Consider the following 15,915-nt stretch of genomic DNA (forward strand, 5'->3'; position numbering starts at 1 on the left):
AAGGCGCGGTTGAGCGTGTTCATGACAGGGAAAGCGTCAGGCGCTCTGACGCCGCATCAACGTGAATCCCACATCGACCCGCAACCCCGCATTGGCTTGACCCTCCAGGCGGTCGATGATGGCGCGCGCGGCCTGCTCGCCGATCAGCGAGCCGTCGATGCGCACGGTCGTCAGCGGCGGGGTGGTTGCCGCCGCATAAGCCTGATCGCCGAATCCCACGACGGCCAGGTCACCCGGCACCTGCCTGCCCAGCGCTGCGGCTTCCAGCAATACGCCCATGGCAATCATGTCGGTGCTGCACACCACGGCATCGGCATCGGGCTCGCGCGCCAGCAGTTCGGCCAGCCCGCTGCGGCCCGCGCCCATCGTGGCGGGGGCGGGGATCAGCACATGCGGCGTGTCTGCGTCCGCGTCGATCAAACGCAACTTGCGCGCCGCCGCCGTGAAGCCCTGCAACCGGCGTCCCGCACGCGGATCATTCCCAATGACGGCCACGGGCCGCCGCCTTCCGGTTTCAGATAGAAACTGCGCCACGCATGCGCCCGCCGCCTCGTGCGAAAAGCCGATCAGCATATCGACCGGATCGTCATTCCAATCCCAGGCTTCCACAACGGGAATGCGCGCCGCGCGCAACTGCGTCCTGCCGGTCGGGGTCAGCACCGTGCGCATCATGACCACGCCGTCGGGCCGCCGGCCCAGGATCGCTTGCAGGGCGGACACTTCCAGTTCGGGGTCGTATCCGCTTTCGGTCAGCATCATCTGATAGCCGTGGCGGCTGAGGTGCAGGCTGAGCGTCTGCAGCGCCTCCAGAAACACAGGGCTGCCCAGCGTGGGCACCGTCACCGCCACCAGACGGCTTCGGCCGCTGGCTAGACCGCCGGCAACCAGGTCCTGCACGTACCCGGTCTGGGCGATGGCGTCGTGGATGAGCTTGACGGTGCGTTCAGGTACGTTCTCGGGGGCGTTCAGCACCCGCGACACCGTGTGCATCGACATGCCCGCCACGCGCGCGACGTCCGCAATGGTCACCCGGCCAGACCCGCGCCGAGGCGCGCGGCTGGTGGCAGGCTTGCTGCGACGCTCAGTGGGAGGAGGGGACATGCGGCCTCTCTGGGATCAGGGTAGGCCGGATTGTACCGAGCCGCCGCCACGAAAAAGCGCCCGCTGCGGCACATGCCGCAGCGGGCGCTTTTGGGGCGCGCGCAGGTATCAGGCGAAGTCGAGCACGATGCGGCCTTCGATCTGGCCCTGCTTCATGCGGTCGAACACGCTATTGATGTTGTCCAGGCTTTCGGTGGCGACGGTGGCGTGGACCTTGCCCTCTTCGGCAAACTGCAGGGACTCCTGCAGATCCAGCCGCGAACCCACGATGGAGCCGCGCACGGTGACGCCGTTAAGCACCATGTCGAAGATCGACAGCGGGAAATCCCCCGGCGGCAACCCGTTCAGCGAAATCGTGCCGCCCCGGCGCACCATGCCCAGCGCCTGCTCGAACGCCTTGGGCGACACCGCGGTGATCAGCGCGCCATGCGCACCGCCGATCTCCCGCTTCAGGTAAGCAGCCGGATCCGTGGTCAGCGCATTGACGGTGACTTCCGCGCCCAGGCGGCGCGCGAAATCCAACTTGGCGTCGTCGATGTCCACCGCGGCCACGTTCAGGCCCATTGCCTTGGCGTACTGCACCGCCATGTGGCCCAAGCCGCCAATCCCCGAAATGACCACCCAATTGCCAGGCCGGGTGTCCGTCATTTTCAGGCCCTTGTACACGGTGACGCCGGCACACAGCACCGGGGCCACATCGACGAAGCCGACGCTCTTGGGCAGCAGGCCCACGTAATCGGCTGCCGCCAGCGCGTACTCGGCGAAACCGCCGTTGACGGAGTAGCCCGTGTTCTGCTGCGATTCGCACAGGGTTTCCCAGCCGCCCAGGCAGTGCTCGCAATGGCCGCAAGCGGAATACAGCCACGGGATCCCGACGCGGTCGCCTTCCTTGACGTGCGTGACACCGGCGCCCGCGGCGACGACGTAGCCGACGCCCTCGTGGCCGGGAATGAAAGGGGGATTGGGTTTGACGGGCCAGTCGCCTTCGACGGCGTGCAGGTCCGTGTGACAGACACCGCAGGCTTCGATCTTTACCAGGAGTTCGCCCGGACCCGGGCGCGGCACGGCGACTTCCTCGATTACCAGCGGTTGGCCAAACGCGCGTGCGACTGCTGCCTTCATGGTCTTGTTCATCACTACCTCCGAAGTCTGATCAGTTTCACTATGCTCGGCCGCTTGCGCGGCTAAAACCATGATGTACATCAATCAGCGCGGGAAGGTACAACTCGTCACCGAGTCGGGGGCCGTATTGCGGCCGGCGCGGCAATCGTCGTACAGTCGTTCGCAGGCGCGCCGTTCCCGGCAGCGTGTCGCCGATGCCCAGGAGCCGTCCATGTGTGAAATCTTCATCCGCGCCACCGAGCACTCCTACGCCTGCGAAACCCGATCGCTGCGCCTGCACGGCGTGGCGACCAGCCTTCGGCTCGAGCACCTGTTCTGGCAGGTGCTGGAAGAAATCGCCGGCCGCGACGGCATGCGGGTCACGCAACTGATCGAACGCCTGTACGACGAACTGGTCGAGTACCGCGGCGAGGCCGCCAACTTCACCTCGTTCCTGCGCGTATGCTGCCTGCGGTATCAGTTGCTGCAGGCCGAAGGCCGCATCCCCCGGGATGCCCGCGTGCCTATCCAATCGCTCAATGCCCAAGCCGTCCTGGAAGGACTGCCGCCGTCGCTGTGCGATGCCCAACCCGTTCCCGCGAAGCGCCGCGCGGCATGACGACATAGCGCGCGCTGACTTGGCGAGCAGGCGTCGCGCCATGCCCGCCCGCGGCAGCAACAGGTCCCGCGTTCGTGCTGCCTACCGTGTCGCCAACAGTCCGCGCAGCAATAGGTCCAACGCCGCGCTGCCCCGCGCCAGCCGCGCACTGCCATCTTCGCCGTCGGCAATCCAGAACGCGGCTTCGGCAAGACTGCCGTAAATCAGCGAAGCGAGCGCCTGCGCATCCGCGTCGGCCACAATCCCCTGCTGGATGAGGTTGTCGATCAGGCGCTGCATAGACGCCACGCAATGGCGTTGTGATTCCGGGGATGCGCCACCCAGCACCGCCGTGGCGTCGCGCAGCACGATGCGCTGGATCTCGGGCTCCAGCGCCATTTCCAGGTAGGCATGGCAGCGTTTGCGAAAGCCTTCCCATGCGTCGTCGGAGCGGTCCGAGATCGTCTGAAGGCGTGCATCCATCTCGGCGTCGATCTGCGCCACGACCGCCGACAGCAATCCCTTCTTGTCGCCGAAGTGGTGGTATAGCGCGCCACGGGTCAGTCCCGCCTGCGCAGTGAGGTCGTCCATCGAAGTGGCGGCATAGCCGTGCGCCGCAAAGCACTGTCTGGCCGTTGCGAGCAGCGTGGCGCGGGTTTCTTCCATCTCGGCGCGCGTGCGGCGAACCATTCCTCTCTCCTTACATACGACGCGTATGATTATTTACAAACAGTCCGTATGAATATACGATCTTATTCATACGGACTGTTTGTATTGTCGCTGGCCGGCCGTGCAGCGGCAAGCCGATACCTGCTGGAGAGATGAATGACCAACCCTTATGGCGACCTTTTCGCCGCCCGCGGCACGCGGGGCTTTGCCTTGGCGGGCCTCGTGGCGCGGATCCCGCTGCCGATGACCGGCATCGGCATCATCACCATGCTGTCGCAACTGCGCGGCGGCTATGCCTTGGCGGGAGCTGTTTCCGCCACTTTTGTGCTGACCTATGCGCTGCTGTCGCCGCAGATTTCCCGCCTGGTGGACCGGCATGGGCAAATGCGCGTGCTACCCGTCGCCACGGCCGTTAGCGTCATCGGATTCTTGATCCTGCTTGGCGGTTCGTGGTGGCAGGCGGCCAACTGGACGCTGTTTGCCGGCGCCTTGCTGGCGGGATTCATGCCAAGCATGTCCGCAATGGTGCGGGCGCGCTGGGCCATGCTTTACCGGGGCCAGCCGCGTTTGCAGACGGCTTACTCCCTGGAAACGGTGCTCGACGAAGTCACGTTCATCGCCGGTCCGCCATTGTCGGTCGGACTGTCGGTCGCGGTGTTTCCCCAGGCCGGTCCGCTGGCCGCGGCACTGTTGCTGATGGTTGGTGTGTTCGCGCTGGTTGTGCAGCGGGACACCGAACCGCCCGTCCAGGCGCAAGACGCCGCCACCACGGACGCCGGATCGGTGATCCGATCGGCGCACGTTTGTGTGCTGGCGCTGCTGATGGTGGCGATGGGCGTCATCGTGGGCACGGTGGACATCGTGAGCGTGGCCTTCGCCGAACAGACGGGCCAGCCGGCCGCGGCCAGTCTGGTGCTATCGGCCTATGCCGTGGGTTCCTGCGCAGCCGGACTGTTGTACGGCGCGTTCAAGGTAAAGACGCCGCCGCATCGCCTCTTGCTGCTGTGCGGTCTGGCAATCGCAGCCACCACCTTGCCATTCCTGCTCGTCGGCAGCATCGCCGCGCTGGCGGGGGCCGTGCTGGTTGCTGGAGTGTTCTTCGCGCCGACCATGATCGTGGCCATGTCGCTGGTCGAGCGCCTGGTGCCCGAGCAACGCCTGACCGAAGGCATGACTTGGCTGCTGGCAGGATTGAATGTCGGCGTTGCGCTGGGCGCTGCGTTTTCCGGCCACGTGGTGGATGGCGGTGGCGCACGGGCGGGCTTCGCCGTCGCGGTCGGTGCAGGTGGGGTAGTGCTGTTGGTGGCGATGTGGGGGCATCGGCGCCTGAGCGCCCATGACTCGCCGGCATGGCGGGCCGCGTGATGGCGGCCCGGTCATTATGGCTGGCCGTCGGGGCGGCCAGTCTTGCCACTTTCTCCGTCGTGACCACTGAAATGCTGCCGGTAGGTCTGCTGACGCCCATTGCCGACACGATGCGCGTCTCCACGGGATCCGCCGGGCTGACGATCTCGCTGCCCGCGTTGCTGGCTGCGCTGTTCGCGCCGTTGGTGGTGATCGCATCGGGCGGCATGGATCGGCGCAAGATCCTGAGCGGCCTGCTGGGTCTGCTGGTGATCGCCAACGTGGGTTCGGCATTCGCGCCTGGCCTGGGTTGGCTACTCGCGGCGCGCGTCCTCGTCGGATTCTGCATGGGAGGCATATGGGCCATCGCCGGCGGCCTGGCTGCACGGCTTGTGCCGCACGGCGCTGTTGGCTTGGCGACATCCATCATCTTTGGCGGCGTCGCCGCCGCATCCGTGATGGGCGTGCCGCTCGGCTCGCTGATTGGAGAACTCGCCGGGTGGCGCTGGGCCTTCGCAAGCATGGCCGTCTTTAGCGCGCTGGTGCTGGCGCTTCATCTTGCTGTCATGCCGGCGTTGCCCGTGGCCAGTTCGGCCTCCGCGCGCCAGTTCGGCGCGCAACTGGCCAATCGCGGATTGCGGACGGGACTGCTGCTGACGTTGTTGCTGGTGACCGGGCACTTCACGGCTTTCACCTTCGTGCGTCCGCTATTGCTGTCGGTGTCGGGGTTCGACGCGCAATGGATCGGCGCGTTGCTGTTTGCCTATGGACTCGCGGGCATCGCCGGCAACTTCCTCGCTGGCATCGCCGCGGCGCAGCGCACCGTGCCGACCTTGACGGCAATTGCGCTGGGGTTGCTGCTGACACCGGCCCTGTTCCTGGCCGTGGGCGGTTTTCCTATCGGCGGTAGTGTGGCGCTCGTGGCATGGGGCCTGGCCTATGGCGGCGTGTCTGTCGGCCTCATGACCTGGATGATGAAGGCCGCGCCGGGGCATGTGGAAGTCGCCACCGCGCTGTATGTAGCCGTGTTCAATATCGGCATTTCACTCGGGTCATGGGCAGGCGGCCAGATCGTCGATGGCTTCGGCTTGACCGGCAATCTGTTTGCGGCGGGAGGGTTGGCTGCCGCGGCGCTGCTGGTGCGGACGCTGTATGCCAGCCTGGGGAAGCAGGGCGCGAAAGCCGGCTCTGATGGAAAGCCCGCGAAGTGCAGTGCGCAAGTGCGCGCCAAATAAGGAAAGGGCCCGATGCAATCGGGCCCTTCATTTTTGCCACACGCAGCGGTCAGCCGGCCATCAGCCGCCGGCGCCTATCGACGCCATCGCCACTTCGCTCTGCACGATGCGGCGGATGCGCACGGCATCGCCGATACGCGAGAGTTTGCCCTGCGAATCCAGCAGCACGATCGCCAGGTCGCGGCCGTTGATACGCGCCAGCATCACCAGGCATTCGCCCGCTTCGTTGATGTAGCCGGTCTTGGACACCTTGATGTCCCAGTCGGGCTTGCGCACCAGCAGGTTGGTGTTGCGGAAGGTCTGCGTGCGGTTGTTGATCTCGACCTCGTACTCCGTGTCGGTGGAGTAGCGGTGGATCAGCGGACGCTGCGACGCCGCGCGCAACAGGCGCGCCAGATCATGCGGCGACGACACGTTGTTGCTGGACAGGCCGGTGGGTTCGATGAACCGCGTGCTGGTCATGCCCAGCGATTGCGCCTTGGCATTCATGGCGGCCACGAAGGCCCGCAGGCCGCCCGGGTAGTGGCGGCCCAGCGCGTTCGCGGCGCGGTTTTCGGAAGACATCAGCGCCAGGTGCAGCATGTCGCCGCGCGACAGCTTGGTGCCCACGCGCAGCCGCGACGTGGTGTGCTTGAGCTCGTCGACGTCCTCGTCGGTGATCTCCAGCATTTCGTCCATCGGCAGGTTGGCGTCCACCACGACCACGGCGGTCATCAGCTTCGAGATCGAAGCAATGGGGCGCACGACGTTTTCGTTCTTGGCGAAGATGACCGTGGAAGTTTCCAGGTCTTGCACATAGGCGGTGCTGGAGCGCAGCGCGGCCGCTTCGGCGCGGGCCGAGGCGGCGGGCGGCGGCATCGCGGCGCTGGCAGCGCCGGCTGCGGCAACGCGCCGGCCGCGAGCGGCCTTGTCCGCCTTGCCACCCTTGCCGCTCTTACCCGACGCGCCCGCCTTCTTGGGCGGCGTGCCTTTCGCGGCAACCTGCTTGCCGCTCTTGGGCGGGGCCTTCTTGGCCGAAGAGGATTTGGGTGGCGCCTTCTTGGCGGACGGCGCGGCCTGCTTGGCAGCGGCGCTCTTGCCCGAGCCCGCCTTGGGCGCGGGGGCCTTCTTTGCTTGTTGCGCCTTGCAGGCCGCCGATTTGGCGTTTGTCTTGCAAGGATCGGAATTTTTGGCTGCTTGTGCCGCAGGGGGCAGGAGCGCGCACACCGCCAGCGCGGCAGGCGCTAGGGCTTTCGCAATTGCACGTTTCCAGGAAAAGGCCATGGTTGAGCAGGCTTGTCGGTCTGTGAACAAATATTTCTTAAGCCGGCGTTTCGTCGGATCAGGAAAAGTCCAGATGAATTATGGGCTTACGCGTCGAATTTAAACAGCAATTTCAAGTGCCACGCAAGGCGATTTGCGACGTTTACCGAAAAAAATATCAGTGACATATTGACGCAGCAGCAATTGGTCACATGTCAGAAGTCGCAAAGCTAACCGCGCAGCGCGCAAGAGCGTAGCCCGGATTAACCCTCATCTGGCTGAATGGGTGGACTTTTTTGAGGAGGAACGGCGCGCAAGGCCGAGGCTTGAGTGGCCTCGCCGGGTGGAATCGAACCACCAATTGACCCTTAGGAGGGGCCGGTTATATCCATTTAACTACGGCGAGCGGGGCGGGGTGCGCGAGACGCTTGCAGCACTGAGGGCGGCAAACGGGCGCCAGCATGGGCGCGCTACTGCACTAAGGCCTTGAAATTGCTGCGGAACTTGCGAGCCGAAGTTTAGCACTGCGGACGCGGGCCTCGAAGCAGGACGCAAGTCTATCAGCAGGCGGGGCAACGCCCAAATCATTGGGCTTTGACTTGCGCCTCGCAAACGCCTCGTCCGCGAAGCTTGTCGTGCCAACGCGGGTATTCGCGGGCCCGCCTGCCGACTTGTATATGATGTTTGAGTCCCGCCGCCGCGTGGGGCCGCCCCGAGGAGGGGGCGAAAACCCAAAAACAACCAGACACGGGTTTCATGTCTAGCCAAACCGATACGATTTCCGCACGCACCATTGCCTTGGGCACCCTGGTCGTGCTGCTTGCCATGGGGGTGCGCGCCACCTTTGGCCTTTTCATGCAGCCGATGGGCCTGACGCACGGCTGGAGCCGCGAAGTGTTCTCCATGGCCTTCGCCCTGCAGAACCTGGTGTGGGGCGTGGCCTGTATCTTCATGGGCATGCTGGCCGACCGCTACGGTTCGGGCCGCACGATTGCCCTGGGCGCGCTGCTGTACATGCTGGGCCTCATCGGCACGCGCTTTGCCACCGACGAGGCCACGCTTTATCTGACGGCCGGCGTGCTGGTCGGGCTGGGCCAGGCGGGCACGACGTTCCCCGTCATCCTGCCCGTCGTCGCGCGCTCCGTGCCGCCCGCCTATCGCAGCACGGCGATGGGCATTGCCAGCGCGGGCGGCTCGCTGGGGCAGTTTGCCGTGGTGCCTACCGGACAACTGCTCATCAGCGGTCTGGACTGGACCGGCGCGCTGTGGGTGCTGTCGCTCTTCGTGGCTTGTGCCGCACCGCTTGCGTATTTCCTGCGCGGCCGGCCGCAAGCGCACACGGGTCCCCAGCAATCGCTGGCCACCGCCATCAAGCAGGCCGTGCGGCATCCGTCGTTCCACTTCCTGTTCTGGAGCTACTTCGTCTGCGGCTTTCACACCGCGTTCATCACCTTGCATTTGCCTGCCTATGTGACCGACGGCGGGCTGACGGCCGGGCAGGGCGCCACCGCAATCGCGCTCATCGGCCTCTTCAACGTCCTGGGGTCGTTCTACGCCGGCAAACTCGGCGGCAAGTACAGCAAGAAGCGGCTGCTGGCGGTGGTGTACTTCATGCGGGCCTTCGGCATCCTGTTGCTGCTTTCGGTGCCGCTGACGCCATGGGTGTTGTACGTATTTGCCGCATGGATGGGTTTGTTCTGGCTGGGCACCGTGCCGTTGACGCAGGGGCTCATCGGTCAGATCTATGGCCTGCGCTATGCGGCCACGCTCTCGGGCATCGTGTTCCTCGGCCATCAGTTGGGCAGCTTCATCGGCGTGTGGCTGGGCGGCTACGCCTACGCCAAGACCGGCAGCTATGACCTGGTCTGGTGGCTGGGCGTTGCACTGGCGGTCATCGCCGCGCTGCTGTGCCTGCCCGTGCGTGAACAGCCGGTGACGCCGGCTCAGCCCGCAACGGCGTGATCACGACCTCCCGGAACCGCGCCATGAACGCCAGCCCGAACCCCGAAGCCCCGCGCCGCAAAGGCTGGCGCGCCGTGGGCGTGCTGGCGTTGGTTGCCGTGTTGGGGCTTGCATTCTGGGGGTACACCACGCCAGAGATGCAGATTCACTGGGAAAACCTGGCCGCACTCTGCGGGTTTTGACAGGGCTCGGCTTACCGCAACCGGCGCATTTTGCCGGCCGGCTCGCGGTATCCTACGGCGGAGATTTTTCTCCGCCTTTTTCATCTCTTTTTCTTCGCGTGGCGCCTGCCGCGCGCGCCCTTGGATGACCATGCAGGACGCAGCGCCCACCTACTCCGATCTCTCGTTGCCAGACATCGCTGGTCTGCCTGCGGCGGACACGCTTGTGCTGACGGTGAACAATCGCCTGTCGCGCCGCCTTACGCTCGAGCTCGCCGGATTGCTGCGCCAGGAACGTCAGGTCAGCGAATTGCCTCGCATCCTGCCGCTGTCCGCCTGGCTTGCGGAATCCGCCAACGAGCTCGCGTTCGAATCCGACGAAGACGTGCCTGCCTACCGGCTCGACAGTTTCGCCACACAGCTCGTCTGGACCGAAGCCATCCGCATCGAAGAAGCCGAACGCGTCCTGCTGGACGCCAGCCAGGCTGCCCGGCTGTCGATGGATGCCGACCTGCTCATGGACGAATGGGCGTTGCAGGTGCCTTCCGGCGCGGATACCGACGAATACCGCGGCTTTGCGCGATGGCGCGAACGCTACCGCCAGACCCTCGCCGGCATTGACGCCGAAGACGCGAACCAGGGCTATGCGCGCGTGCTGCGCGCGCTTGAAGCCGGCCGCCTCGCCACGCCGCGGCAACTGGTGCTTGCCGGATTCACGGACATCTCACCGCGCTTTCAGCGCCTGCTGCTCGCGTTCGAGGCGCAGGGCACGGATGTTGCGCAATGGCGCGACACGCAGCGCGTGCAAGCGGTGGCGCATCGCTTCGAAGCCGCAGACCAAGGCGCTGAATGGCGCGCCGCCGCGGCCTGGGCGGCCAGCCAATTGAAGGCCAACCCCGCCGGCCGTTATGCCATCGTCTCGCCGCAACTTGAAGCCGAATCCCCATTTGCACGCCGCGTGCTCAGCCAGGCGCTGGCCGGGCGAGACGGCGCGCCGGCGCTTGCGTTCAACGTGGCGGTGGGCCGCCCGCTCGACGAATGGCCCATGGCGCGCGCGGCGTTGGCGTGGCTGCGGGCGTTGGCCGAATGCGCGCCCGGCAAGGGATGTGGCGTCGACGTGCTGGGCGCCGCGCTGCTTGCAGGGCATTGCGCCGGCGACGTGCGCGACCGCGCGCGTCTTGCGGCCATTGACGCGCGCTGGCGGCGCCAGGGCAAGCTGCACGTAGCCTTGCCGGAATGGCGCAAACTGCTCGCGGACATACCGTTGTTGGCGCAGGCATGGAACCACGCCACAGAGATCTGGACGCAAGGCGGCAACAAGGCTACGTGCGATGTCTGGATGCTGCGCATGAAGGCCGCATTGACGGCCCTGGGCTTCCCCGGCGAAGCGCCGCTGGACAGTGTGGGTTATCAGGTCATGGGTGCGCTTGGCGATGCGCTCGGCAGCTTTTCGGCGCTGGCGCCGGCCGCGGGCCGTCTGGGCGGCTTGGCGGCGGTGAACCTGCTGGAAAGCGTGGCGCGTTCATCCTCGTTCCAGCCGCAGCGCGACCCGCTCGCGCGGTTGGACGTATTGGGTTTGCTGGAAGCCGAAGGCGGCTACTGGGATGGTGTCTGGCTCTTGGGCCTGACGGACGACGTATTGCCGGCATCGCCGAAGCCAAACCCGCTGCTGCCCCTGGCCGTATTGCGTCAGGCCAGGGCGCCACGCGCCACGCCCGAGCGCGAACGCGAATGGGCGGAAGGCATGTACGCCGCGCTCTGCCGCTGTGCGCCCAGCATCATCGTCAGCCACGCGCACATGGATGGCGAACGCGAATTGCGCCCGTCGCCGCTGATCGCCGCGCTTCCCCTCACCGATTGGGCGCCGGTCATGGCCGAATCGCAGGCCGCCTTGCCGCAGGAATCGCTCGACGATTCGCAAGGGCCGCCGCTGGCCGCCGGCAATCGTGGCGGGGGCGGGCTGGATGTGCTGGACACGCAGGCGCGCAATCCGCTGTGGGCCTTCGTGCGCCACCGTCTCGGCGGGCGCGAGCTCGCGCCGTATGCCGACGCCGCCACCGTGAACGTGCGCGGCCAGTTCCTGCACAAGGCGCTCGAAATCGTGTGGGGCATGATGCCCGACCAGGATGCGCTGCACGAACAGCTTGCGGCAGGCCGCCTGCCGGCGCTGCTGGAGCAGGCCGTGGCGCAGGCCGCTGACGAAGAACTCAAGGAATACGCACCGGCCCTGCGGGCGCTGGAATGCCAGCGTGCCCAGGCCGTACTGGCGTCGTGGCTCGACCTCGAAGCGCAGCGCATGCCGTTCGCGGTCGCACAGGTCGAAAAGAACCATCAGTGGCAGCGTGGCGCGCTCAACCTGAAGCTGCGGCTGGACCGCATCGACAGCCTGCCCGATGGCCGCAACGTCATCGTCGACTACAAGACCGGCGTGGCCGCGGCCAAGCCCGAGCCCGACTGGTCGCGCAGCCGTCCCGTGAACGTGCAGTTGCCGTTCTACGCGTCCGTGCTGGCCGACGCCGCCGGCGGGGAAGCGGCGGGCCTGGTGCTTGCGCAGATCCACGCGCGGCAAGTCGCCGCACAAGGCTTGGCCGACGAAGACCTGGGCATGCCGGGCGTTACGCTGGCCAGCGAAAGCAAATTCTTCGAAGGCCTGTCCTGGCCCGAAATCCGCCAACGCTGGCGCGTGGCTATCGAGTCGCTGGCCGACGAATACGTCGCCGGCTATGCGGCCAATGTCGCGTACCGGCGCGACGATCTGAAATACTGTGATGCCTTGCCGTTCCTGCGCTTGCATCTGGACGACGAGGACGCATGACCATGGCCGAACAAGATCGCCTTCCGCATGACCACGCCGCGCGCGCCGCAGCGCTCGATCCCGCGCGCTCCTTTCTGGTCCAGGCGCCTGCGGGGTCGGGCAAGACCGAACTCCTGACCGACCGCATCCTGGCCCTGCTGGCTACGGTGAACCGGCCCGAAGAAATCGTCGCCATCACGTTCACGCGCAAGGCAGCCTCCGAGATGCATGCCCGCGTGCTGAGCAAGCTTCGCCGTGGCCTGGACGCGCCGCCCGCAGCCGCCCACGAACGCCGCAGCTGGGACCTCGCTCGCGCGGCGCTCGATCGCAATGCCGAACAAGGCTGGCATCTGCTCGAGCATCCCGCGCGTCTTGCCATTCGCACCATCGACTCGTTCTGCGCGGGGCTGGTGCGCAGCATGCCGTGGCTGTCCGAGCTGGGCGGCATGCCGGACATCACGGACGATGCGCGTTCGCACTACGAGGCCGCGGCGCGCGCCACGCTGGATCTCGCCGACGACTACGAGGCCGTGCGCATCCTGCTGCGCCACCTCGATGTCGACGTGCAGGCGGCCAAGGACGCCATCGCCGACATGCTGGGCCAGCGCGATCAATGGCTGCCGCTCTTGCGCCACGGCTCCGACCGCGAGGCCATGGAGGCCACGTTGGCCGAAGCCATCGGCGAAGACCTCGATGCCCTGTGCGCCGCCATGCCCTACGGCTGGTGCGATTCGCTCAGCGGCCCCGCGCGGCTTGCCGCGGCCAACCTGCAGGACGGCGAAGACGAAAACAAGCTGGCCGCATTGCTGGATTGGACTGACGAACTGCAGCCCGATGCAGAACTGCTGGACGCCTGGCGCGCCGTCGCGCATCTGCTGCTGACCGGCACCGGCTCCTTGCGCAAGACGGTCAACAAGAATCTGGGGTTCCCGGCCAAATGCGCGCACAAGGAACCTTTCGTCGCCTGGCTTGAAGGCGCCGACGCGCAAGGCGCGTGGGTGCGCCGCCTGCACGCCGTCCGCGATATCCCCGCGCCGCATTTCACCGATGCGCAATGGGAAGTGCTGGGCGCGCAGCTCATGACGCTCGCGCTCGCCGTCGCGCAGTTGCGACTGCGCTTCGCCGACAAGGGCGAGGTGGACTTCATCGAAATTGCCCAGCGCGCCGCCGCCGCATTGGGCAGCGCCGACGATCCCGGCGAACTGCTGCTCAAGCTGGACGCCTCGATCCGCCATCTGCTCATCGACGAATTCCAGGACACCAGCCAGACGCAACTCGACCTGCTGCGCACGCTCACGGCAGGCTGGCAGTCCGGCGACGGCCGCAGCCTGTTCCTGGTGGGCGACCCCATGCAGTCGATCTACCGCTTCCGCAAGGCAGAGGTCGGCCTGTTCCTGGAAGTGGCCGACGTCGGCGTGGGAGAGGTCAAACCAGACTTCCTGAACCTCACGGACAACTTCCGGTCGCAAGCCGGCATCGTGGACTGGGTGAACCAGTCGTTCGTCGACCTGCTGCCCCGTCGCAGCGACGCCGCCGCAGGCGCCATCGCCTACAGCCCGTCCACGGCCTTTCATCCGGCCTTGCCCGACCCCGCCGTGCGCTTTCATCCGGCCTGGTCACGCGAGGGCGCGCCGCCCGCCGAAGAGCAGGCCGAAGACATCGCGGTGGGACTGGTGCGCCAGGCCCTCACCGACCACAAGGGCGCCAAGCACCCCGTCGCCATCCTGGTGCGCGCCCGCAGCCACCTCGGCAATCTCACGCGCCGGCTGGCGCAGGAAGGCATCCGTTCCCGCGCGGTCGACCTCGTGCCGCTGGCGCTGCGCCCTGTCGTGGCCGACCTGGTCCAGCTCGTGCGCGCGCTGTCGCATCCCGCCGACCGCCTCGCCTGGCTGTCCGTGCTGCGCGCGCCCTATTGCGGCCTGACGCTAACGTCGCTGCAGCGCCTGTTTGGCGACGACCACATCACGCCGATACCTGTGCTGCTGGAACGCGCCTTGCGCATTGTGCCGCAACCCGCCGCCACGGCCGCTGCGTCGGCAGACCCGCAAGCTTCGCTCTTTGATGCGCCGGCATCCGAACCCGAAGCGCCGTCGGCGCAAAGCGTGCTTAGCGCCGACGAGTTCGCACGCCTGCGCCAAGTCGCATCCGTGCTGCTGGACAAGCGCAACGCCTCCGGTGCAATGCCGTTCGCAGCATGGGTGGAGTCGCTATGGCGCCGGCTGGGCGGACCGGGCCTGTACGCCGGCCTGTCCGTCGCCAACGACGCAGAAAGCCTGTTCCAACTGGTCGAACGCCTTGCCCCCCACGGCAGCATTGACGTGGCTGCACTGGACGCCGGCATCTCCCGCCTCTTCGCGGCCCCCGACGCCGCCGACGAAGACGAAGGCGCGGTCGAAATCATGACCATGCACAAGTCCAAGGGCCTGCAGTTCGAAACCGTGATCCTGTACGGCCTGCACCGCGCGCCGCGCGGCGACCAGGCGCCTTTGGTGCGCTTCGAACAAAGCGGCGGCCGCGTCCTCTTCGGCCCGGTCAAACCCCGTGCCGAAACCGAGGCAGACCCCGTCTCCCGCTATCTGGGCGCCCGCGAAGCCCGCCGCGCCTCCTACGAAATCGACCGCCTCCTCTACGTCGCCGCCACAAGAGCCCGCAAGCGCCTGCACCTGGTCGGTCACGTATCGATCGACGAAGCCACCGGCCAGACCAAGACCCCACCCGCAGCCAGCCTGCTAGGCCGCCTGTGGCCCTGCCTGACCCCACCCGTCCCGCCATCGCTCAACGGCGAGCCGATCCAAGAGGAGGGCGACGCCCCCGAATGGCAAGGCGAACCCCTGCGCCGCATCGACAGCGCGGGCCTCGCGCAGCTGCAACGCCAATCGAACATCACAATGAGCGCCGGCTTTGCCACGGCCACCCGAGGCGCATGGGGCGAAGCCGCCGAACATCCCGCGTGGCAACTGGAAGCCGGCTACGACGCCGCCATCGGCACCTTGGCCCACGCATGGCTGGCCCGCATCGGCCAGGACGGCATACACGCGTGGCCCCCCGAAGCGCTAACCCCCCGCCTACCGGCCATGCGCCGTCAGTTGACCCGAGCAGGCATCCCCGCCAGCCAAGCCGACGCAGCCGCCGAAGCCGTCCTGGAAACCCTGCAAGCCACCCTGGCAGACGAACGCGGCCTATGGCTCTTATCCCAGTCAGGCGCCCGTCGAGAGTGGCCCCTCATCGATGCAGCGGGCAAAGTGTCGGTCATCGACCTGGCCCTAAGCACCGAAGACGGCTGGCTGATCGTCGATTACAAGACGGGCAGACCTCACCCCGGCGAGTCCGCACCCGCTTTCGCCACCCGAATGCGCCAACGCCACGGTGAACAGTTGCAGCGCTACTGCACCCAGGTCACAGCCCTAGATGGCCGCAGCGCCCGAGCCGCCCTGTACTTCCCCCGCGCAAAGGCGTGGATAGATTTGATGGAATAAAGCGAAGCGAAAACCCAAGCAAGCAAAGCAAGGCAAAGCGAAGCGAGCCGAAGGGGGGGCAAGCGAAGCAACGCCCCCCAACAAAGAAAGCGCAGCACCCAAAGCAAGGCAAGGCAAAGCGAAGCGAGCCGAAGGGGGGCAAGCGAAGCAAGACCCCCACCCCCTCCCCCTCGGGGGGAGGGCCGGGGAGGGGGCCCACATATTGCCCCCCGGGGCCCGCCAGCCGAGAGGC

General features: G+C 66.7%; 11 protein-coding genes and 1 tRNA gene. 7 read left to right on the forward strand and 5 right to left on the reverse strand.

Features of this window, described 5'->3' with window-relative positions:
* Positions 1-36: 36 nt before the first annotated feature.
* Together KW836_RS10355 and adhP are read right to left on the reverse strand one after the other, a co-directional pair.
* On the reverse strand, positions 37-1,101 hold the full coding sequence (locus KW836_RS10355) for a LacI family DNA-binding transcriptional regulator (protein ID WP_218343173.1): 1,065 nt from the start codon (positions 1,099-1,101) through the stop codon (positions 37-39).
* Positions 1,102-1,209: 108 nt separating this feature from the next.
* Complete coding sequence (gene adhP, locus KW836_RS10360; RefSeq protein WP_175125911.1) at positions 1,210-2,235, reverse strand: alcohol dehydrogenase AdhP; 1,026 nt, start codon at positions 2,233-2,235, stop codon at positions 1,210-1,212.
* A 199-nt stretch (positions 2,236-2,434) separates the two neighbouring features.
* Here adhP and KW836_RS10365 point away from each other — a divergent pair, with 199 nt between their 5' ends.
* Positions 2,435-2,821 (forward strand): ribbon-helix-helix domain-containing protein, encoded by a 387-nt coding sequence (locus tag KW836_RS10365; protein ID WP_175125912.1) that lies wholly within the window; start codon positions 2,435-2,437, stop codon positions 2,819-2,821.
* Positions 2,822-2,902: 81 nt separating this feature from the next.
* Here KW836_RS10365 and KW836_RS10370 read toward each other — a convergent pair whose 3' ends face one another.
* Positions 2,903-3,490, reverse strand: coding sequence for a TetR/AcrR family transcriptional regulator (locus KW836_RS10370; protein ID WP_218343174.1), 588 nt, complete (start codon positions 3,488-3,490; stop codon positions 2,903-2,905).
* A 135-nt stretch (positions 3,491-3,625) separates the two neighbouring features.
* Between KW836_RS10370 and KW836_RS10375 the strand changes: the two genes are divergently transcribed.
* Positions 3,626-4,834, forward strand: coding sequence for an MFS transporter (locus KW836_RS10375; RefSeq protein ID WP_218343175.1), 1,209 nt, complete (start codon positions 3,626-3,628; stop codon positions 4,832-4,834).
* Entirely contained in the window at positions 4,819-6,048 is a 1,230-nt protein-coding gene (locus tag KW836_RS10380; RefSeq protein WP_218343176.1) for an MFS transporter, read from the forward strand. Before KW836_RS10375 ends, KW836_RS10380 begins: the two co-directional genes overlap by 16 nt.
* Before the next feature lie 60 nt (positions 6,049-6,108).
* Here the strand turns inward: KW836_RS10380 and pbpG are convergent, their stop codons facing one another.
* The gene (gene pbpG / locus KW836_RS10385) at positions 6,109-7,311 is read right to left on the reverse strand and encodes a D-alanyl-D-alanine endopeptidase (RefSeq protein WP_255595223.1); all 1,203 of its coding nucleotides are present in this window, start codon (positions 7,309-7,311) and stop codon (positions 6,109-6,111) included.
* A 310-nt stretch (positions 7,312-7,621) separates the two neighbouring features.
* A tRNA-Arg gene (locus KW836_RS10390) sits at positions 7,622-7,696 on the reverse strand.
* Positions 7,697-8,046: 350 nt separating this feature from the next.
* On the opposite strand from KW836_RS10390, the gene KW836_RS10395 reads away from it, so the two are divergent.
* The 4 genes from KW836_RS10395 (at position 8,047) to KW836_RS10410 (ending at position 15,683) form a co-directional block, all read left to right on the forward strand.
* Complete coding sequence (locus KW836_RS10395; protein WP_175126024.1) at positions 8,047-9,252, forward strand: MFS transporter; 1,206 nt, start codon at positions 8,047-8,049, stop codon at positions 9,250-9,252.
* A gap of 23 nt (positions 9,253-9,275) precedes the next feature.
* Entirely contained in the window at positions 9,276-9,434 is a 159-nt protein-coding gene (locus KW836_RS10400) for a hypothetical protein (RefSeq protein WP_175126025.1), read from the forward strand.
* A 124-nt stretch (positions 9,435-9,558) separates the two neighbouring features.
* Positions 9,559-12,228, forward strand: a complete 2,670-nt coding sequence (locus KW836_RS10405) for a PD-(D/E)XK nuclease family protein (protein WP_370632999.1) — start codon at positions 9,559-9,561, stop codon at positions 12,226-12,228.
* 2 nt (positions 12,229-12,230) lie between these two features.
* Positions 12,231-15,683: an exodeoxyribonuclease V subunit beta gene (locus tag KW836_RS10410; protein WP_218343178.1), complete on the forward strand. Its 3,453-nt coding sequence runs from the start codon at positions 12,231-12,233 to the stop codon at positions 15,681-15,683.
* Positions 15,684-15,915: the final 232 nt, after the last annotated feature.

This window comes from Achromobacter sp. ACM05, from assembly GCF_019218915.1.
GTDB lineage: Bacteria > Pseudomonadota > Gammaproteobacteria > Burkholderiales > Burkholderiaceae_B > Achromobacter > Achromobacter animicus.

Coding starts and splice junctions, on each gene's coding strand:
- KW836_RS10355 (WP_218343173.1), bottom strand. CDS start 1,101: ATGTCCCCTCCTCCCACTGAGCGTCGCAGCAAGCCTGCCACCAGCCGC.
- KW836_RS10405 (WP_370632999.1), top strand. CDS start 9,559: ATGACCATGCAGGACGCAGCGCCCACCTACTCCGATCTCTCGTTGCCA.
- adhP (WP_175125911.1), bottom strand. CDS start 2,235: ATGAACAAGACCATGAAGGCAGCAGTCGCACGCGCGTTTGGCCAACCG.
- KW836_RS10380 (WP_218343176.1), top strand. CDS start 4,819: ATGGCGGGCCGCGTGATGGCGGCCCGGTCATTATGGCTGGCCGTCGGG.
- KW836_RS10370 (WP_218343174.1), bottom strand. CDS start 3,490: ATGGTTCGCCGCACGCGCGCCGAGATGGAAGAAACCCGCGCCACGCTG.
- pbpG (WP_255595223.1), bottom strand. CDS start 7,311: ATGGCCTTTTCCTGGAAACGTGCAATTGCGAAAGCCCTAGCGCCTGCC.
- KW836_RS10375 (WP_218343175.1), top strand. CDS start 3,626: ATGACCAACCCTTATGGCGACCTTTTCGCCGCCCGCGGCACGCGGGGC.
- KW836_RS10365 (WP_175125912.1), top strand. CDS start 2,435: ATGTGTGAAATCTTCATCCGCGCCACCGAGCACTCCTACGCCTGCGAA.
- KW836_RS10400 (WP_175126025.1), top strand. CDS start 9,276: ATGAACGCCAGCCCGAACCCCGAAGCCCCGCGCCGCAAAGGCTGGCGC.
- KW836_RS10410 (WP_218343178.1), top strand. CDS start 12,231: ATGGCCGAACAAGATCGCCTTCCGCATGACCACGCCGCGCGCGCCGCA.
- KW836_RS10395 (WP_175126024.1), top strand. CDS start 8,047: ATGTCTAGCCAAACCGATACGATTTCCGCACGCACCATTGCCTTGGGC.